Annotated in this window: 13 protein-coding genes; 2 read left to right on the forward strand and 11 right to left on the reverse strand. The window is 73.4% G+C overall.

Going from position 1 to position 19,823, the window contains the following annotated elements; translation table 11 throughout:
• Nucleotides 1-600: 600 nt before the first annotated feature.
• Genes ACW62_RS24115 through ACW62_RS24135 form a run of 5 tightly spaced genes read right to left on the reverse strand, consistent with a single transcriptional unit; the run spans nt 601 to nt 6,191 of the window.
• Complete coding sequence (locus tag ACW62_RS24115) at nt 601-1,596, reverse strand: LLM class flavin-dependent oxidoreductase (RefSeq protein ID WP_053206659.1); 996 nt, start codon at nt 1,594-1,596, stop codon at nt 601-603.
• Nucleotides 1,593-2,957, reverse strand: a complete 1,365-nt coding sequence (locus tag ACW62_RS24120) for a dihydroorotase (protein ID WP_053206660.1) — start codon at nt 2,955-2,957, stop codon at nt 1,593-1,595. The genes ACW62_RS24115 and ACW62_RS24120 overlap by 4 nt, the downstream gene beginning before the upstream one ends.
• Complete coding sequence (locus ACW62_RS24125; protein ID WP_053206661.1) at nt 2,954-4,246, reverse strand: amidohydrolase; 1,293 nt, start codon at nt 4,244-4,246, stop codon at nt 2,954-2,956. Before ACW62_RS24125 ends, ACW62_RS24120 begins: the two co-directional genes overlap by 4 nt.
• A 13-nt stretch (nt 4,247-4,259) precedes the next feature.
• Nucleotides 4,260-5,636: an amidohydrolase family protein gene (locus ACW62_RS24130; RefSeq protein ID WP_240477404.1), complete on the reverse strand. Its 1,377-nt coding sequence runs from the start codon at nt 5,634-5,636 to the stop codon at nt 4,260-4,262.
• Between the two features lie 3 nt (nt 5,637-5,639).
• Nucleotides 5,640-6,191: a Cif family virulence factor gene (locus ACW62_RS24135; protein WP_053206662.1), complete on the reverse strand. Its 552-nt coding sequence runs from the start codon at nt 6,189-6,191 to the stop codon at nt 5,640-5,642.
• A gap of 113 nt (nt 6,192-6,304) precedes the next feature.
• Between ACW62_RS24135 and ACW62_RS24140 the strand changes: the two genes are divergently transcribed.
• On the forward strand, nt 6,305-7,411 hold the full coding sequence (locus ACW62_RS24140) for a serine hydrolase domain-containing protein (protein ID WP_053206663.1): 1,107 nt from the start codon (nt 6,305-6,307) through the stop codon (nt 7,409-7,411).
• Here ACW62_RS24140 and ACW62_RS24145 read toward each other — a convergent pair.
• Nucleotides 7,398-10,790 carry an indolepyruvate ferredoxin oxidoreductase family protein gene (locus ACW62_RS24145; protein WP_205629558.1) on the reverse strand — a complete coding sequence of 1,131 codons (3,393 nt, stop codon included), beginning with the start codon at nt 10,788-10,790 and terminating at the stop codon, nt 7,398-7,400. The genes ACW62_RS24140 and ACW62_RS24145 overlap by 14 nt on opposite strands.
• A gap of 146 nt (nt 10,791-10,936) precedes the next feature.
• On the opposite strand from ACW62_RS24145, the gene ACW62_RS24150 reads away from it, so the two are divergent.
• Nucleotides 10,937-11,419: an Lrp/AsnC family transcriptional regulator gene (locus tag ACW62_RS24150; RefSeq protein WP_053206665.1), complete on the forward strand. Its 483-nt coding sequence runs from the start codon at nt 10,937-10,939 to the stop codon at nt 11,417-11,419.
• Between the two features lie 21 nt (nt 11,420-11,440).
• Here the strand turns inward: ACW62_RS24150 and ACW62_RS24155 are convergent, their stop codons facing one another.
• Genes ACW62_RS24155 through ACW62_RS24175 form a run of 5 tightly spaced genes read right to left on the reverse strand, consistent with a single transcriptional unit; the run spans nt 11,441 to nt 19,747 of the window.
• The gene (locus ACW62_RS24155) at nt 11,441-12,583 is read right to left on the reverse strand and encodes a glycoside hydrolase family 99-like domain-containing protein (protein WP_053206666.1); all 1,143 of its coding nucleotides are present in this window, start codon (nt 12,581-12,583) and stop codon (nt 11,441-11,443) included.
• Nucleotides 12,584-12,606: 23 nt separating this feature from the next.
• The gene (locus tag ACW62_RS24160) at nt 12,607-13,395 is read right to left on the reverse strand and encodes a carbohydrate ABC transporter permease (RefSeq protein WP_053206667.1); all 789 of its coding nucleotides are present in this window, start codon (nt 13,393-13,395) and stop codon (nt 12,607-12,609) included.
• Nucleotides 13,396-13,398: 3 nt separating this feature from the next.
• The gene (locus ACW62_RS24165) at nt 13,399-14,361 is read right to left on the reverse strand and encodes a carbohydrate ABC transporter permease (protein WP_083460117.1); all 963 of its coding nucleotides are present in this window, start codon (nt 14,359-14,361) and stop codon (nt 13,399-13,401) included.
• Nucleotides 14,358-15,683: an ABC transporter substrate-binding protein gene (locus ACW62_RS24170; RefSeq protein WP_053206668.1), complete on the reverse strand. Its 1,326-nt coding sequence runs from the start codon at nt 15,681-15,683 to the stop codon at nt 14,358-14,360. Before ACW62_RS24170 ends, ACW62_RS24165 begins: the two co-directional genes overlap by 4 nt.
• On the reverse strand, nt 15,680-19,747 hold the full coding sequence (locus tag ACW62_RS24175; RefSeq protein ID WP_157574949.1) for a discoidin domain-containing protein: 4,068 nt from the start codon (nt 19,745-19,747) through the stop codon (nt 15,680-15,682). The genes ACW62_RS24170 and ACW62_RS24175 overlap by 4 nt, the downstream gene beginning before the upstream one ends.
• Nucleotides 19,748-19,823 lie beyond the last annotated feature (76 nt).

The following is a 19,823-nucleotide window of genomic DNA, read 5'->3' on the forward strand; positions in this document are numbered from 1 at the left end:
CGCCGCTTTGCGGCAGTGGGCCGTCCCCCTGCTGCCCATTTTCTTAGCCGCGGCACCGCGCCTCAAGCGGAGCCCAGTGGCGCTTCGCGCCGGCGAAGGTCCGCTTGACCCGCGGCACCGCGGTCTAGGTACGGGCAGCTATCAGGGGGACGGGGAAGTGCGGGCAGAGCCCGCCCGGGTGCACCGTCGGCTGGCTGGCGTTCGTCGTTGCTGCCGGTGCACCGGTTGTCCTCGACTCCCGGAGCCGTCTTCGATGGCGGGGGTCGTGTTCGAGGGGCCTTTCGGACGTTTCTCGCCATCGAAGACGGCCCAGGGCATCGACGTCACTCGCGTGGGGAGCACGTCACCCGCCGCAGCACCGGATGACGGTCGTCATCGGCGGCCATGCGGTGCTGACGCGGGTGAGGTGCCCCCGGCGCGCGTGAAGTGAGGCGTGCCCAGACTCCCCCCGTCCCCCTGATAGCTGCCCGTACCTAGACCGCGGGACCGCGGGTCAAGCGGACACCCAACGCGCGAAGCGCCACTCGGGTCCGCTTGAGGCGCGGTCACGCGGCTAAGAAAATGGGCGCCAGGGGGACGGCCAACGGTAGGGAACCCGGCTCACGCGTCCAGCAGGGCGATCGTGTCGGCGAAGCCGTCCAGCGCATCACCGACCGCCTCCGCGCTGACGCCGGGGAGCTGGAACCGGACCAGGCACTCGGTGACGCCGAGCTCGGACTCGTAGCGGCGCAGGTCGGCGGCCACCGTCTCCGGGGAACCGACGAGGAAGCGGCCGTCGGCCCAGCGGCGGAGGTTGTCGAGGGAGTCGTCGTCGGGGTAGGTGGGGTGCAGGGGGCGGTAGACGGTGCCGTACTCGTGCCGCAGCCCCGGCGCGAACAGCTCCCATGCCCGCTCGTCGGTCTCGGCGACGAAGCCCTCGCGCCGCAGCGGCTGCTCCAGCACCGGCGGGAGCCCGGCCGCCTCGCGGTCCGCGCGGAACAGCGCGAGTTGCCGATGCAGCCGGTCGAGCGAGTGACCGGGCGGCATCACCCACGCGTCACCACTGGCCGCGGCCCGCCGGACGCCGGGGTCCTCCAGGGCGCCCAGCCACAGCGGAACGCCAGCGGGGTTGACGGGCAGTGGCCGCACCCGCGCGCCGCGGAACGTGTAGTGGCCGTCGCCGTCGACGACCTCGCCGGCCAGCAGCCGGCGGACCTGGCCGATGGACTCCTGGTAGATCCGGGCCCGCCGCCGGTACGGCACGCCGAACCCGTCGAACTCGGCCTCGACCCAGCCCAGGCCGACGCCGAGGATCGCGCGGCCGCCGGACATCAGGTCCAGCACGGCCGCCTCCTCGGCCACGGCGACGGGGTGGTGCAGGGCCAGGATCACGATGTCGGTGCCGATCCGCATCCGCGTCGTCACCGCGGCGGCCGCGCTGGCCAGCAGCATCGGGCGCGGCAGCCAGCCGTCGTCGAGGAAGTGGTGCTCGGCGAAGAGGACCGACGAGAAGCCGCGCGCGTCGGCGGCGGCGATGTCGCGCAGCCCGCGCTCGACGACCCGGTGACCGGACTCGTCCGGTCCGACTTGGAAGCTGTAGTGCAGCCCGATCCTCACGAGCGTCCCTCCGGGGTCAGGAACCGGCCGGACGGCGGTCCGGGCAGCAGCTCGCCACCGCGGGCGATCTCGCGGCCGCGCAGGTAGGTGGCGACGACCGCGCCGGCGAGGCGACGTCCGTCGAACGGCGACCAGCCCGCGCGGCTGTGCAGCCGGGCCGCGTCGACGGTCGTGCTGGCGGCGGGGTCGACGACGACGAGGTCGGCGTCCGCGCCGGGAGCGATCGTTCCCTTGCCGGCCAGGCCGCACAACCGGGCCGGCGCGGCGCTGGTCAGCTCGGCCAGCCGGGACCAGCTCAGCCGTCCGGCCAACACGGCGTCGACCAGCAGCGGCAGGACGGTCTCGACGCCCGGGTAGCCCGGCGGGGCCGCCCACACGTCGGCGCGACCGGCCGCCTTGTCCGCCGGCGAGTGCGGCGCGTGGTCGGTGGCCACCAGGTCGACCCGCCCGTCGGCGAGCGCCGACCAGTAGGCGGCGGCGTCGTCCGCGGGGAAGGCGAACGGCACCCCGAAGACGCCGAGGCGATCGAGGTCGTCCTCGAGCAGCGCGGGCGGGCCGCACTCGGCGGTGACGCGGACGCCGGACCGGCGGGCCGCGGCGATCAGGTCGAGGGCGGCGACCGGAGCGAGCGACGCGTGCGCGATGTGGACCCGGCAGCCGGTGTCGGCCGCGGCCGCCAGCACCCGGGCGAGCGCGTCGAGGACGCCGTCGCCCCGGTACGACCGGCACACCAGCCGCGCGTCGGACGTGCTCGCGGCCCGCAGCCGCGCCCGCAGCACGACCTCCCGCTCGTGGTCGGCGACGTGCACCGCGACCGGCAGCGCGCGGTCCACGCCGGCCCGGAAGACCGACCGCAGGGTTTCGTCGTCGGGCGTCGACAGCTCGTCGGCGTAGGGGTCGTCGTCGCGGTGCGACCGGTTCAGGTACACCTTGACGCCGACGGCGCCGAGCCCGGCCATCGCCGCCAGCTCCGCGACGTCGGTGCCGCCGGCCCACAGCCCGAAGTCCACGTGCGACGTGCCGCGCACGAGGTCGCGCTTGGCCCGGAACCGCTCGGCGCTCGTCACCGGCGGGTGCGTGTTCGGCATGTCGCAGACCGTGGTGACGCCGCCGCAGGCGGCCGCGGCGCTGCCGGTGCCGAAGTCCTCCTTGTGCTCGAACCCCGGCTGGCGGAAGTGCACGTGGACGTCGACGGCGCCGGGCAGCAGGACGCGGCCGCGGACGTCGACGACCTCGGCGGCGTTCAGCGTGCCCGGTCCGCCCACGGCCGCGATGACGCCACCCGTCACGGCGACGTCCGCGAGCGCCGTCCCACCGGGCAGCACCGCCGTGGCGCCGCGGAAGACGACGTCGGCGCTCACCCGAGCACGCCCAGCTCGCGCAGGCAGCCGAGGAAGACGTCGCGGCCGATGACCAGCGCGTCGTCGTCGACGTCGAAGCCCGGCGCGTGGTGCACGTCGCCGAGCCGCGACCCGAGCCCGAAGTAGACGGCCTGGCCGCCGGCGGCCTGGACGGCGTTCATGAAGCTGCTCATGTCGTCGCTGCCCTTGAAGTCCGCGGTGTCGCGCACCCGCGTGACGCCGTCCACCCCGGCCGCGGCCCGGGCCACCACGGCGGCCAAGGCAGGCGTGCTGTCGGCGCCCGCCGCTCCCCCGGCGGTCTCGACGCTGGCCTCGACGCCGGTGACGGCGGCGGCCCCGAGCACGACGCCGTCGACGCGGTCGCGCAGGTAGCCCAGGATGGCGTTGTCGTCGGCGCGCACCTCGCACCGCAGCAGGGCGTGCGCCGGCACCGAGTTGCGGGTCTCGCCGCCCTCGATCGTGCCGACGTTGACCCGGGTCTCGCCGTCGCCGTGGCGGCTGATCGCCAGCAGGTTCTGGACGGCGATAGCTGCGGCCTGGACGGCGTTGCGGCCCTCGTGCGGGGAGATGCCCGCATGCGCGTTGCGGCCGCGGAAGCGCACGTCGAACTTGTGGCTGGCGAGGATGCGCCGGTAGCCGGCGACCACCTCGCCGGTCGCGCGGGCCTGCACCCCGATGTGGCAGCCGAGCAGGACGTCGATGCCGTCGGCGACACCGGCGGCCACCATCGCCGGGCCGCCGCGCAGCCCTTCCTCCGCGGGCTGGAAGATCAGCCGGATCTCTCCGGACAGCCGGCCGGCGGCGACGGCGTCGGCCAGCTCGCGCGCCACCGCGAGGCCGATGGCGGTGTGCGCGTCGTGGCCGCAGCTGTGGTGCACGCCGTCGGTGCGGGAGCGGTAGCCGCCGCGTTCGGCGGTGTGCGCGGGGTCGGCCGACTCGTGCCCGTAGTTCGCGTCGATGTCGAACCGCAGCGCCACGACGGGTCCGGGGCGCCCGGTCGCCAGCGTCGCCACCACGCCGGTGAACCCGTCGCGGACGAGCGCGGCGTACTCCGGGTCGGCCCCGGCGGCGAGCGCGCGGTCGTAGGCCGCGGTCAGCTCGGCGGCGGACGGCAGGCCCGGCCGGTCCGCGGCCACCACCTCGCGCCCGACCCGCAGGGCGTAGCCGAGGCCGGCCAGCCGGCGGGCCACCAGCGACGCGGTCCGCACCTCGCACCACCCGGGCTCGGCGTGGGCGTGCAGGTCGCGGCGGTCCGCGATCATCGCGCGGACGGCGTCGGCTGGGCTCATGTCCGGTCCCTTCTCAGGCGATCCCGGCGCGGCGCACCACAGCCCGGGCGCGGTCCAGCGCCTCCGCGACGATCGCGTCCTCGTCCACGCGGACGCAGCGGCCGTCCTCGACCACCACCTCGCCGCCCACGATCGTCATGCGCACGTCCGACCCGCGGGCCGCGTACACGAGCGCCGCCGGGACGTCATGGTGCGGCGTCAGGTGCGGCGCGCCGAGCCCGACCACGGTGACGTCGGCCAGCCGCCCGGGCGCCAGGACGCCCGCGTCGACGCCGAGCAGCCGCGCGCCCTCGCTGGTCGCGAGCGCCAGTGCCTCGCCGCTGTGCGACGCGTCGGGGTCCAGCCGGTGCAAGCGCTGCACCAGGACCGCCTGCTTCATGCACTCGAACAGGTCCTGACGGTGGTTGTAGGCCGCGCCGTCGGTGCCCAGTCCGACGACCGCGCCGGCCGCACGCAGCTCGCGCAGCCGCAGGACGCCGTCGGCGCCGTACTGGTTCGACACCGGGCAGTGCGCCACCGCGGTGCCGGTCTCGCCCGCCATCCGCACCTCGGCGTCGCTCAGGTGGATGCCGTGCGCGAGCGTCGTGCGCGGTCCGAGCAGGCCCTGCTCGTGCAGCCAGGCGACCGGCGTCGTGCCGTAGGCGCCGCGGTACACCTCGGGGTCGCGCGGCGTCGACGCACAGTGCGCGTGCCAGCCCGTCCCCAGCTCGCGGGCCAGCTCGGCGGACCCGCGCAACAGCTCCTGATCGGCATAGGTGACGTTGTGCGGGCCGGGCCACACCCCGACGCGGCTGCCCGGCGGCCGGGCGGTGACGCACTCGCGCGTCAGCTCGACCTCCGCACCGGTGGTGTGCGCGAACAGGCCGCCGGCCAGCCCGTTCTCCCGGGCCACCGCGCTCGGACTGCCCGCCATCCCGCGGGCGACCACACCCCGCAGCCCGACCTCCTCGACGGCCGCGGCGACGGCGAGCACGGTCTCCGGGTCGGCCGGGGCGTAGTGGTGGTCCAGCAGCGCCGTCGTCCCGGCCCGGGCCGCCTCCACCGCGCCCAGCAGCGCCGCCACCCGGGCGTCCTCCCTGGTCAGCGCCGCGGCGTAGGGCCACATGAAGTCGGCCAGCCAGGACCACAGCGGCATGCCCTCGCCGAGGCTGCGGGCCAGGCCCTGGTAGAGGTGCGTGTGGGTGTCGACGAGGCCCGGCAGCACCGCCGTGCCGCGGCAGTCGACGGTGCGCACCGGCCGCAGCCCGGCCAGCTCGGCGGCCGTCCCGACGGCGGTCACCCGGTCCCCGAGGACGGCCACGGCGCCGTCCTCGACCACGCCGGTCGCGGGGTCCATGGTGACGACGGTGCCGCCGGTCAGCAGCAGGTCGCACTCCGTCGCGTCGGACACGGCTCAGTACTCGACGAGGGTTCCCTGACTGTAGGGCGTGTTGCCGAGCCCGCGCCGGCGCGAGGTGTCCTCGGCGGTCTTCGCGTCCGGGACGGCGTCGTCCTCGGGCCGGGTCGAGCAGTGGAAGTGCCACATCTTCCACTCGCGCCCGCCCTCGCCGTCGTCGCGCTTGTAGATCTCGGTGGAGCGGTACCGGAAGGTCACGTCGACCTCCTCGGCCAGCGGGTTGCCGTCGTCGTCCTTGATCACCCAGGACGGGTAGATGCCTTCCGACACGACGTAGCCCATGTCGCCGGCGACGTCGACGCGCATGACGTGGTCCTCGCAGAGGCCCCAGCGGTCGGTGCGGGCATAGAAGGACCACAGCGCGTCGAGGTCGTCGACCCCGAAGTACGGGTGGGCGTTGAGGTTGAGCATGAGGAACTGGTCGCGCTTCGGCGGGAAGAGCGTCCGCATCAGCGGGATGTTGATCTCGAAGTTGGAGAAGTACCAGTCGCGGTGCAGCTTCAGCAGCTGCTCCACGTCGTCGGCCTGCCCGGCTGCCTGGTTCTGCACGTGCCTTCCCCTTCCGGTCGAACGAGTCCTTGTAATCAGATTACATAGGCTGGCGGGGCGGCACCAGAGGTGCCAGACTGTAATTTGATTACACGGCCAGCGAGGAGGGGCACATGTCGGTCCAGGGATTCGCCGGCGACGGCTACAACGGCGTCACCGAGCTGCTGACCAGGTTCGTCGCCGAAGGGCAGGAGACCGGCGCGGGCCTGTCGATCTGGTCGGGCGGCACCGAGGTCGTCAACCTCACCGCCGGCTGGAGCGACGCCGGCCGGACCCGGCCGTGGTCCCCGGAGACCCTGGCGCACACCTACTCGACCTCGAAGCCGTTCGCCGCCCTGGCCACGCTGACGGCCGCGGCCACGGGCGCGCTGGAGCTGGACCGTCCGGTCGCGGCCTACTGGCCCGAGTACGGCCGCTCCGGCAAGGACCGGACGACGCTGCGCGACGTGCTGACGCACCGGGCCGGCCAGCCGGCCTTCCCGCCCGCCGCCGAGACCGTCGACCTGATCGACGAGGACGTCTTGCGCGAGACCCTCGCCGCGGCACCGCCCGAGACGCCGCCCGGCACCGTGCTGGCCGAGCACGCCCTCACCTACGGCCACCTGCTCGACGGCGTGCTGCGCGCCGCCACCGGCCGGCCGCTCGGGCACTGGTTCAACGACGTCGCCCGGCCGGCGCTGGGCATGGACGCCTGGTTCGGCGTCCCCACGAGCGAGCTGCCGCGGGTGGCCGAGCTGGAACACGGCCTGCCCGGCGGCGCCGCGCAGATGCTGACGGACGTCTGCCCCACCTACGACCGCACGCTGTCCCGGCCGCACGGCGCGATGGACATGGAGCGGATCAACTCGACGGCGTTCCGGCAGTCGACGTTCGGCGCCATCAACCTGCACACGTCGGCGCGGGCGCTGGCCGGCTTCTACGCCACGGTGACCGACCCCGACGGCCCGCTGCGCGAGCTGCTCGGCGAGAAGCTGCACGCCGAGTTCGTCACCACCCAGGTCACCGACGTCGACCAGACGGTCCAGGAGCGGGTGAACTGGACGCTCGGCATGTTCCGCACCGAGAACTTCATCGGCATGGGCGGCCTCGGCGGCTCCGCGGGCTACTGGTCGTTCAGCAACGACCACGCCGTCGCCTACGTGACCCGCCGCCTGCACGACCACGCCCGCATCGGGCAGATCGCGTTCTCGATGGGCGACAACCTGATCAAGGCCGTCTGAACGCCGTCATCGCCGCCGCCAGCTCGGCGCGGTACCGCTCGACGTTGCCCAGCTTGACGTCCTCGTAGCCGCGCACGATGTCGGGCAGTCCCGCCACGTGCGCCGCCGGCCCGAGCGACCCGGCGTCCAGCCGCGCCTCCAGCTCGTCCAGCACCGCGAGGTACTCCCGCGCCAGCTCCCGTTCGACCCGGCGCACGTGCGCCCGGCCGAACGGGTCGAACGGGGTGCCGCGCAGGAACCGCATCGACCGCAGCACCCGGAAGACCACCCGGAACCACGGGCCCAGCCGCAGCTTGCGCTTCATGCCGAGAGCGCGCAGCACCGGCGGGTGCAGGTTCCACGACGCCCGGGCGCCGGCGCCGAACCGCTCCTCGATCTCCGCGCCGGCCTCGGGCCGCAGCGCCAGCCGGGCGACCTCGTACTCGTCCTTGTAGGCCAGCAGCTTGTGCAGGTTCCGCGCCACCGTCTCGGCCAGGACGGTCGAGTGCGGGTCGGCGGCCGCCTCCGCCCGGCGCACCCGCTCGACCCGCGCCTCGTACTCGGCGGCGTAGGCGGCGTTCTGATAGTCGGTCAGCTCGGCCACCCGCAGCGCCACGACGTCCGCCAGCGTGCCCGCCTCGGCCCGCCGCGCCCCGGCCAGCGCCGTGACGACCTCGGGCGCGACGACGTACTGGCGGCCGCGGCGGAACGCCTGCAGGTTGGCGTCGACGGCCACGCCGTTGAGCCGGATCGCCTCCTCGACGGCCGCGGCGGGCAGCGGCAGCCCGCCGGCCTGGAAGCCCGCGCCGACGAGGAACAGGTTCGCGTACTGGTCGTCGCCGAACAGCCCGAGGGTCAGCTCGCGGGCGTCCAGCAGGTGCGTCGTCCGGGACTCGGCGTCGACCCGCCCGGCCAGCTCGCCGACGTCCGGGAAGGTCACGGAGACGTCGCTGACCATGCGGCCGGTCGGCAACTCGGCGACGGAGAGCACCGCGGTGGTGCGCTCGGGCGCGGCCACGGCCAGGTGGACGGGGTCCGCGGCGACCAGCAGGTCGCAGCCCAGGTACAGGTCGCACTCCCCCGCGGCCAGCTTGTTCGCCTCCTGGCCAGCGCGCCGGAACCGGACGTCGGACACCACCGCGCCGCCCTTCTGGGCCAGCCCGGTCTGGTCGAGCGAGCGGACGTTCCAGCCGGCCAGCAGCCCGGCGGTGGCGAGGATCTGCGACGCGGTGACCACGCCGGTGCCGCCGACCCCGGCGAGCCGGACGCCGAACCCGTCGCGCTCCCCCGCCACGACCGGGTCGGGCAGCTCGGCCGCGTCGATGCCGCCGACCGCCGCGCGGCCGCGGGCGCCCGCGGGCACCGTCACCGTCAGGAAGGCCGGGCAGTCGCCGTCCAGGCAGCTGTAGTCGAGGTTGCAGGAGCCCTGGTGGATCGCGGTCTTGCGGCCGAACTCGGTGGACACCGGCTGCACCGACAGGCAGTTCGACTTGCGGCCGCAGTCGCCGCAGCCCTCACAGATCCGCTCGTCGATGACGACCCGCGTCTCGGGCCGCGTGTCTGTCGAGCGGCGACGGCGACGGCGACGCTCGGTGGCGCACTCCTGGTCGTGCAGGAGGACGGTCACGCCGGGCGTCTCGGCCAGAACCCGCTCGGCCTCGGCGAACCGGGACCGGTCCCACACCGCGACGCCGGGCGGCAGCTTCCGGTGCCGGCCCGGGTCCTCGGTGGTGACGATGACGCGCGCCACGCCCTCGGCGCGGAGCACGTCCACCACCTGGGCGACGCTCATGCCGCCGGCGGGACGCTGGCCGCCGGTCATCGCCACCGCGGAGTTGTAGAGCAGCTTGTAGGTGAGGTTCACGCGGGCCGCGACGGCGGCCCGGATCGCCAGCGAGCCGGAGTGGTCGAACGTCCCGTCGCCGAGGTTCTGCACGTAGTGCCGCCGGTCGACGAACGGCGCCATGCCGATCCACTGCAGCCCCTCGCCACCCATCTGGCTCAGCCCGGTGACCGTCCCGACCTGGGCCTCGTCCATCAGCAGGACCATGGCGTGGCAGCCGATCCCGGCGCCGACCAGCGAGCCGTCCGCCGTCTTCGTCGAGGTGTTGTGCGGGCAGCCGGAGCAGAAGTACGGCGCGCGCCGCAGCAGCGGCAGCTGGGTGCGGCCGGCCACCGCCGACGGGCTGCGGTCCGGCTCGGCGGTGGTCAGGCCGTGCGCGGCGAGGCGGCGGGCGAGCCTGGCGGTGACGAGGTCGACGTCCAGCTCGCCGTAGGCCGGGAACAGCTCCGCGCCGCCGGGGTCGGTCTTGCCCGTCACGACCGGCCGGCGGTCGAGGTCATAGAGCGCGTCGCGCAGCGCCGTGGCCAGGAAGGACCGCTTCTCCTCCACGACCACGACCTCGTCCAGGCCGGCCGCGAACTCGCGCAGGGTCTCGTCGTCGAGCGGGTACGGCATGGCGACCTTGAGCAGCCGGACCGGGCTGTGTTCGAGCGCGTCGGCGGGGAGGCCGAGCTTCGCCAGCGCCGTGACCACGTCGAGGTAGGTGCGTCCCGCCGCGACGATGCCGAGGCGGTCCGCCGGGCCGCGTCCCACCGTCGGGTTGAGGTCGTTCAGCCGCGCGTACTCGCGGGCCAGCCGCAGCCGGGTGGTGAGCTGGTCGCGTTCGAGCGGGCCGAGCGTCGGCTGCAGCAGCCGCGCCGTCGGCACGTGCCGGCCCGACCCGGCCGGGCGCACCGGCGCGGGGCCGTCGTCGCCGAGCACGACGGTCGAGGTGCCGTCGGCCACCGACGTCACGATCTTCAGGCCGGTCCACAGCCCGCTGGCCCGGGACAGCTCGACGGCGTGCAGCCCCAGCTCCAGCACCTCGGCGCTGTCCGCCGGATACAGGAACGGCATCGCGAGGTCGGCGAGGGCGAACTCGGAGGCGCACGGCACGCTGCTCGACTTCGCCGCCGGGTCGTCGCCGACGAGGACGAGCGCGCCGCCGCGCGGGTGCGCGCCCATGAGGTTGCCGTGGCGCAGCGCGTCGGTGGCGCGGTCCAGCCCCGGCGCCTTGCCGTACCAGATGCCCAGCACGCCGTCGCGGGTCGCGCCGTCGATCGTCGGGGCGAGCTGGCTGCCCTGCACGGACGTCGCCGCCGCCTCCTCGTTCAGCCCGGGCACGAACGTCACCGCGTTCGCGTCCAGCAGCTCGCGGATGCGGTTCAGCTCCAGGTCGTAGCCGGCCAGCGGCGAGCCCTCGTAGCCGGAGACGAAGGTGGCGGTGTCGAGGCCCGCGTTGCGGTCGCGGCGGGCCTGCTCGATCGGCAGCCGGGCCAGGGCCTGGACGCCGGTCAGTTGAACCCGGCCCTGAGCCGCCGTGTAGCGGTCCCGGGGCCGGACGACGGTCACAGTCACGTCGAGCGTCCTCCGAGTCGTGCCGATGGTGCGCCCACTCTGGTGATCGGCGTACCATCGGGTCAAGACCCGACCGCTTTCGTTGGGCCAATGGCCCACCATCCAGGCGCTTCGAGCGCCCCGAGCCGACCAATGGCCAGGTGCCCGTGACCCCCTCGCTCGACCGTCTGGACCTGTCGATCCTCCAGCTGAGCCTCGACCGGCCCCGAGCCGGTGTCCGCGAGTACGCCCGGCTGCTCGGCGTCGCCCGCGGCACCGTCCAGTCCCGCCTGGACCGCATGGCCCGGCTCGGCGTGATCACCGGGCACGAGCCGGGCGTCGCGCCGGCCGCGCTCGGCTTCCCGGCGCTGTCCTACGTGCGGCTGAACCTCGCGCAGGGCGTGCTCGACGAGGTCACCGACCGGCTGGCCGCCATCCCCGAGGTGATCCAGGTCGACTCCATCGCCGGCGACGCCGACCTGATGTGCCACGTCGTCTCCACCGGCCCGGAGAACACCGAGGAGGTGCTGCAGCAGATCCTGGCGGTGCCGGGGGTACTGCGCACCCGCACCGAGCCGGTGCTGCGGCACCGGATCGCGCACCGCGTCCGGCCGCTGATCGACCGGATGGCGCGCGACACCGCCTCCTGACGGCGCCGCGCCGCCGGCCGGTCAGCGCGGGAACGCCGCCGCCAGGGACCGCAGCAGCTCGGTCCCCCGATCGGTGTCCGGGAGCAGGTAGGACCCCTCGGTCCACTCGTTCCAGGCGTTGACCGTCACGATGGGCGGCGCGTCCGGCTGCGCCGCGAGCAGCTCCGTGGCGTCGGCGGCCGCCTTCGCGATCGACGCGGCCGAGCACTCGAACACCGGGGTCCAGCCGTAGCCGGGGTTGTTCTCCCACGGCCCGTCCGCCGAGGTCCGCGGCGAGCTGTCCCAGCCGACGGAGATGTTCGGCAGGAACGGCAGCGACAGCTCGCCGGGGTACGCGCGGTAGTGGTCGAACGCCTCTTCCCTGACGCGGTCCCAGTCACCCACCGGGAACGGGTGGGTGGCGAGGTCGACGTGGTGCATCCAGGTGTAGGAGCTGGTGGACGACACCGGCAGGGCGCCCAGCAGCTCCGCCGGCCGGTCGATGGTCACGTGGTTGGGAAGGACGCCGGTCCCCCACACGACGACGTCGAGGTGGACCCCCGGCAGCCCGGCCCGCCTGGCCTTGTCGTCGAGGGAGCGCAACGCGTCGGCGGCGGCGTCCACCCCGCCCATGGCCGCGACGAACGTGCCCAGCTCGTAGATGGAGAAGAACGGCCGGCCGGCCACCGTGTAATAGTCGGGCCGGCTGAAGTACGCCGCCACGATGTGGTCGGTCATCGCGTCGAAGGCTTCGCGGCCGACGGCCCCCGGACGCAGCAGGCGGGGCCGGGTCCTCGACGTGGGCGCGGGCAGCGGGTACACGTCGAGCAGGTCGTGGTTCGCCCACATGAGCGCGAACCGGAACGGGGAGCCGTCCGCTGCCCGGCCGAGGAAACCCCGGTCGAGGGCTCCCTGCAGGTAGGGCCCGTCGTCGTACCAGTAGAAGTCGAAGATGAAGCCGTCGATGCCGTGGTCGCCGGCCAGGCGCACCTCGGACTCCATGACGACGGGATCGCTCTCGTCGCGGTGGCCGAGCACCGGCACCCGGGGCTGGCGATGGCCGGGGAAGCGGGGAACGGCCCGCTCGACCAGCTCCCACTCGGTGAAGCCCGGCGAGATCCACGCGGCATCGCGCTCGTCGGCGTGCCAATGCGGGAAGTAGTAGGCCAGTACATCGGGTCTCACGCGGTCCCACTTTCTGGTGTCGGTCACTTGATGGCGCCCGCGAGGAAACCGGCCCGCACCTGGCGCTGGAACACCAGATAGAGCGCGACGATCGGCAGGCTGATGAGCAGGTTGGCGGCGAACACCTTCGGCAGGTCGATGTGCCGTTCGCTCTGGAAGTAGCCGGGGATCTGCGTCACCACCTGCGCGGAGTGCTCCTGGAGGAAGAGCAGCGGCAGGAAGTACTCGTTCCACGCGGCGAGGAACGTGAAGATGACGATGACGGCCATGATCGGCCTGGCCAGCGGGACGACGATGCGCGCGAAGAGCTGCCAGGCGCCGGCACCGTCCAGCCGGGCGGCCTCGTGGATCTCGCCGGGGATCCCGGTCAGGTAGTTGCGGGCGACGAGCACGCCGAACGGGACGGCCAGCCCGCTCAGCGGGAGGATCACCGCGATCGGCGAGTCGAACAGGCCGAGCCGCTGCACCGTCACGAACAGCGGCACCGTCAGCGCCATGCCGGGCAGCGCCAGCCCCGCGACGATCGCCAGCTGGCTGGTCCGCCCGAAGGCGGCCCGCAGCACGACCATGCCGTAGGCGGCGGCCATCGCGACCGCCGTGACGACGGCGACGGTGCTGCCGGCGATGACGAGGCTGTTGAGGAAGAAGCGCACGAACGGCGTGTCGGCGACGACCTCGACGTAGTTGCGCCAGCCCTCCCCCTTCAGCGACTCCCTGACCACAAGCAGCAGCGGGAGCATGAGCACCAGCAGCAGGACGACCACGAGGAGCTGGCTGACGACCCGTCCGGTCGTCGACTGATGACGGAACATGGCTCAGACCTCCCGGAGCCGCGAGAGCCGGACCTGCAGCACCGCGAACACCAGCGCGATCGCGACGAGCACGAGGGACAGCGCGGCGCCGTACCCGGCGTGGAAGCGCAGGATCGTCTGCTCGTAGATGTGCAGGGTGAGCAGTTCGGTCGACGTTCCCGGCCCGCCTGCCGTGGTGAGCATGACGAGGTCGAACGTCTTCAGGGAGCTGATCGCGGTCAGCACGATGAGGACCAGGTGCGCACCACGCAGGTGCGGCAGGACGACGGAGGTGAACATCCGCAGGTTGCCGGCGCCGTCGATCTGCGCCGCCTCCAGGGTCGCGGGGTCCACCTGGGAGATCGCCGCGTCGTAGATGACGAAGCTGTAGCCGGTGTACTGCCAGACGGTGATGACGACCAGCGTGGCCAGCGCGAAGCTGGAATCGGCCAGCCACGGCCTGACGAGGTCGCCCAGGCCGGCCGCGCGGAGCAGCCCGTTCAGCGCGCCGTCCTGGTCGAGCAGGTAGCGGGCGGTCGTCCCGATGATCGCCGGCGAGAGGACCACCGGCACGAAGATGAGGACGCGCAGCAGGTTCCGCCCGCGCGCCTGGGTGCGGACCAGCACGGCCACCGCGAGACCGGCGCCGAGCTGCAGCACCGTGACCGCGACGGCGTAGACGGCCGTGTTCCGCAGGGCGGCGAGGAACACGTCGTCCGAGAGGATCGCGGTGTAGTTGTCCAGACCGACCGGGTTCCTGGTGGGCGCGATCCCGTTCCAGTCGGTCGTGCTGATGACGGCGTTGTAGACGATGCCGACATGGACGACACCGACGACCAGGACCAGCGCCGGGAGCAGCCAGAGGAATCCGGCCAGGCGGGCTCGCCGGTCGTGGCGGCGGCGGGCCCGCGCCGGTTCGCCGGCCGGACGGGCCCGGGCCGGCCCGGGCCCGTCCGCCGCTCGCGTCAGCTGGGACGGGGTGGTCAACGGTCGAGGCCCGCCGACACCTGCTCGACCGCGGCCAGGGCGTCCTCGATCGAGCCCGGGTCGGCGATGATGCTCGACAGCGCCTGGCCCAGTGCCGCCTCGAGGTCCGGGTACGGGATCTGCCGCGCCCCGACCAGATCCGCCAGGCCCTCCTGCTGCGCCTCGATGTTCTCGACCTGGTCGGGAACCACGACGTCGGCGGTGCTGATGGCGACCTCGGTGTTCGCCGGGAAGTTGGCCAGCTCCGCCTGGACGTCCTGGCCGCCGCCGTGGGTCAGGAACTCGACCAGGTCGTAGGCCTCGTCGGGCTGCGCGCTCTGCGCCGACACCGCCCAGCCGTTGTCCGGGCCGCCGAACAGCGCCGTCGGATCGTTGCCGCTCTGCGGGGCCGGGAACGGCGCGGCGTAGAACGGGCCGGACGGCTCGCCCGAGATCCCCTCGGCGGACAGCGCCAGCCCCTCGGTCGTCATGGTGCCCGCGGTGTTCCACGTTCCGAGCGCGATGAACGCCGCGTTGCCGGCGACGAACTCGTTGAACGCGTCGGGGTACTCCGCGCGCGACGCCGCGCCCTCGGCGATGACCCCGTTCTGGAACAGGGAGACGAACTCCGTGGCGGCGGTCACGAACTCCGGCGCGTCCCACGCGACGTCGCCGGCGATGGCGTCGTAGACGACTCCCGGCGCGTCGGAGTTGATGACGGCCAGGAAGACGTCGATGTTCGCCCACGCGTCCTTGGCACCGTGGGCCAGGCACTGACGGCCGGTCGCGACGACCGCGGCGCAGGCCGTCTCCCACTCGTCGAACGTGGTGGGCACCTCGACACCGGCCTCGTCGAGGACCGCCTGGTCGTAGTACACGAGTCCGGCCGCGCTCATGATGCCGGGCAGGGCGGCCTGTTTGTCGTCGTAGGCGAGTTGCTCGAGGCCGGCCTCGTAGTAGGCGTCCTGCCACTGCGCGCCCAGGCTCTCCTCCAGGTGCGGACGCAGGTCGACCGCCAGCGGCTCGTAGTTCGTCAGCATGCCGCCGGGCTGCACCTGGAAGACGTCCGGGCCGTCGTTGCCGGTCAGGGCGGGGCGCAGCGCCTGGAGGTAGTCGTTGTAGGCGTACGGGCGGAACTCCACCGTGACGCCGGGGTGCTCGTCCTCGAAGGCCGCGATGGTCTCCTCCGCGGCCGCGATGTTCCAGCCGACCATCGTCAGCCGCACGTCGTCGGAGGCGTCGCCCGACGTGTCGCCGGACCCGCTCCCGCAGGCGGCCACGCACAGCAGGACCATGGCGGCGGCGGGCGCGACGAACCGCCGCTCGGCGTGGGGTGTTCTCATCGGTCGAGCTCCTTTGCTGAAGTGATGGTGGCCGGCCGCAACTCGATCCCGTCGACGAGGAAGGTCCCGTTGCTGTCGCCCTCCTCCGGGTCGAGCCGGAGCTGTCGCAGCACGCCGGTCCAGCCGGCGACCGTGCTCAGGTCCAGCTCGTAGTCGACGTATCCGGTCTCACCCGGCACGAGCGGGATGCGGATGCTGTTGGCCTCGCTGAAGTTCGGTTTGGCCTCGGTGGTGAAGTACAGGGTGCCGTGCGTGGCGCTGGCGTCGACGGCCATCCGGATCGACACCGTGGTGAGCTCGGTGAGGTCGAGCCAGAGATCGGGCGCGGAGTAGAACTGCGGGTCCGGGCCGGTGATCGTCCCGCCCACTGCTCCGTCGCGCCACCCGAACCCGTCGATGTTGCCGGCGCCGCCCCACCCCTCGGCGGACTCGTCGAAGGTCCAGGTGCGCTTCGTGTTGAGCGAGGTCAGCACGAACGGCTCGACCCGGACGGTGTCGACCCGCAGGTGCTCGCCCGGCTCCGCGCCCTCGACCTCGACGGTGAGGCGCTCCAGCACGCCCTGCCAGGCAGGCACCGCGTCCATGCTCACCTGGTAGGTCGTGAACGTCTCGTCGTGGGCGGTGAGCTCGAACGGGACGGTGTGTTCCGTGCCGTCCGGGTCGCCGGTCGTGCTGAACCGGAGGACGCCCTGGTGGGCGGACGAGTCGTTGCGCAGCCGCAGGGTCACGGTGTCGGCGTTGGTGAGGTCGGCCCGCAGCTCCGGCGACCGCAGCACGTCGCCGTCACCGTCGAGCGGGACGTCGACGGAGCCGTCGGGCTGCCAGATCGCGCCCTGCGCCGTCCAACCGTCGAGGTCGTCGGCGGCGAAGTGCGCGGCATACACCGCGTGGTCCGGCGCGAGCCGCACGTGGCCGAGCTCCAGCCGGCCCGCGTCGGCGGAGACCTCGACACCGAGCTGGTGGATCGTGCCCGCCCAGTCCGGGGCGTCGGTCAGGTCGACGACGTAGGCGGTGTGGCCGCTGTTCGCGGCGATACGGAACGGACGGCGTCCCTCGACGGTCCGGCCGTCGGGCGTGGTCGCCACGTAGCGCAGCTGGGCCTCGCGGGCCGTGGTGCGGTTCTCCAGGTCGACGAGGACGGAGCGGAACTCACCGGCGTCGATCTCGAGGTCGCCGGCCGAGAGGAGAGCCGCGCCGGGACCCGCGACATCGCCGCCGATGGTGCCGTCGGCCGACCAGTCCGGGCCGTCCACCGGCCCGGCCCCGGTCCAGCCGTCCGTTCCGTTGGTGAACTCCCACGAGGTCCCCGACGGCGACGGCGCGGTGTCGCGGGCCGAGCGGACACCGAGCTCGGCGACCTCCGGCCCGCCGCCGGTGGTCCCGGTGACGACCAGCTGGACGGCGTCGGCGCGCGTCATGCCGAGCTCGATGGTGGTGGCGGCATCCAGCGCCGCGCCCCGGTGCACGGTGCGCCAGCCGCGGGCGTCGTGCAGGCGCAGCTCGAACGAGGTGATCGTGGTGTCGGCGGTCCGGGGCACCACGTCGACGCGGTCGAACGGCACCGTCCGGCCGAAGGACAGGCCGACGTGGTCGCCGGACGCCTGGGTGCCGCGCCAGTACGTCCCCACCCGGCCGTCGTTGACCTGCCCAGCATTGGTCGCGAACCACTGCGCGGGGGCGAACGACGACGCGGTGGCGTACGCGCTGCTCATGAGGTCGGCCGCGTCGCCGTCGCGTCCGGCCGCGCCGATGCCGTACTCGAAGTAGTCGTGGTAGTAGGTGCCGCTCTGCGCGAGGAACACCACCATGATCTCGTGCTGGCCCTCGGACAGGCCGCGCACCTCGAACACGGTGCGCTGCGGCTCGTCGCGCTCGCTGTAGAGGGAGACGACGCCCTGGGACAGCCCGTCGACGAACACCTCGGCCTCCGTGCCCTTCGGGCCGGCCGGAGCCACCCAGCGCACGGCGTTGCCCTCGAAACCGGCCCGGATGAAGCTGCGGAAGAAGGCGTCGGGGCGGCCGCCGGGGTTGTAGAGGTAGCTGTGCGTGCCGCCCGAGCTGGCCGGGTCGGCGACCGTCACCCAGTTGCTCGCCGCCGGGGTGACGTGCGCCTCGTAGTCGGTCGTGTGGTCGTCGTCCTCGATCCGGTGCCAGCCCGGAGGCTGCTCCGGCAGCGGTTCCACCGCCGGCGGTCCGGCCTGCTCCCCCGCGCTGGGGTGGTCGCCGGTGTCGTAGCGGTAGCTGAACCGGCCGTCCGGTGCGGCGTCGCCGGAGACGTACGCGTCCATGATGTCGTCGCTCTGCTGGTGGTCCCACCACTTGAAGTCCAGCCGCAGCGGCTGGTCCGGCCCGTCCAGCGCGGCCCGGGGCACGGCCACCATCAGCTCGTCCTTCGCGGTCCGGTACGGGAGAGCCGCTCCGGCCGTCTCCCAGCCGTCCCCCGTGAAGCGCTCCAGCCGTGCGTCGTCCTTGCCGTGCCAGCGCACCCGCTGGTCGTAGCCGGACCAGCCGGTGGAGCCGTCGGAGTCGGAGTCGAGGTACAGCGTCATCCAGCCGTCGCCGGACACCTCGGTCAGCTTCTCCTGGGTGCGCGCGTAGAAGTAGACGTTCTCGTCGTCCCTGGTCACCTTCGCCGAGACGATGTCGTTGCGGCCGGTGCGGTTGACGTACGTCTGGGCGTCGACGCCCGCGTGCTCGCGCGGCGCGGTGTCGCCCTGGTGGTCGGCGTACTCCGGCGCCACGTCGCTCCACTGGTCGAACCCGCTGCCGAGTTCGATGGTGCGCTCGGCCCCGGTGCCGGCGGGCGGCGCCACCCCCTTGTACCGGCGGATGTTGTCGACCAGCTGCAGGTAGTAGTTGTCGCCGTAGCCGCCGGCCATCGGCGCGAGGTCGCGGCTCCAGCGGGTGTTCACGACGTCGTAGAAGACGAGCGGGTCGGTGGCCCGCGCCGCCCAGTTGCCGGCGATCCATTCGTTCCACTCGAGCACGAGGATCGTCTCGGGGTCGGCCTCGATGGCGTGGTCCCACTGTTCCTGGAAGTTGTACCCGGCGTTCTCCGCCCCGGGTGACTCGTCCTCCGCACCGTCGTGGAAGCTGCGGCTGCGCGACGGCGGGTCGTCCAGCCCGTACCAGGCGGTGTAGCTGAAGATCGACGAGCTCCCGGAGTTCTGCGCCGGCGACACCGCCATCTGCTCGAGGTTGCCGTCGGCGTCGTGGTTGCCGCGCTGCGGGCGGTCGAAGCTGATCCAGTCCCACCCGCCGGCGGGCTGCTGCGGCTCGTTGGGCCACTGGGCGTGGCGGAAGGTGAAGAAGTCCCGCACCTCCTGGGACGGATCGGCGCCCATGATCAGCGGCCTGCCGTCCCACTGGAACCAGGTGCTGGGATACCGGTGCGGCGCGTCGTCGGCGTAGAACGTCCGGTAGAGCTCGTCCATGTTCCGGGTCGAGTCGCTGTGCGTCATGAAGACCACCTGCGGCGCCCGGACGCCCTGGGCCTGGAGCTCGACGATCGTCCGCATGAGCAGGATCGCCTGCGGCTTGTAGATCTCCCAGTTCGACGCGTCGAGGACCAGGTAGTCGACCTGTGCGGCGGCGAGCAACTGCAGGTCGCGGCGGACCACCCACGCGTCGTCGCTGCGGAAGAAGCCGTAGAGCGGCTCGCCCCAGTAGGCGAAGTGGCCCGGCCCGGGGAACGCGCCGCTGCCGGGCGTCTGCCACGCGAGCGGGTCCTCGGCCAGGGTGGCGTTGTTGTCGAAGACGTTCTTGTACTCGCGCATGTCGTTGGACCCGTGCCAGAGCACGTAGAACACGCCCACGGTGCGGTCGTCGCGTGGCGCCGGCGCCGCGGTGTGGTCGGTCAGCTCGCGGCCCAGCGCGTCCGTCGCCACCAGCGGACCGCCCGGCGCCATGACGTTCGTGGCCGTCTCGGCCGGCCCGCCGACCGTCTCGCCGTTCTCCGGGCCGGCCGCGGATTCCGGCCCGGACAGGGCGAGCACGATGGCCGCCGCGGCAGCGACCACCGCCATCGGCCGGCGCCAGCGCATCGAGCGGGTGTCAGTGCTCACCGTGACCTCCTTGTCCGGTCGGCTGCGGACCGACTTGCACGTATTGCGCAATCATTGCCCCGGCAGGAGCCTAGAG

The sequence above is a fragment of the Jiangella muralis genome, from assembly GCF_001270745.1.
Taxonomy (GTDB): domain Bacteria; phylum Actinomycetota; class Actinomycetes; order Jiangellales; family Jiangellaceae; genus Jiangella; species Jiangella muralis.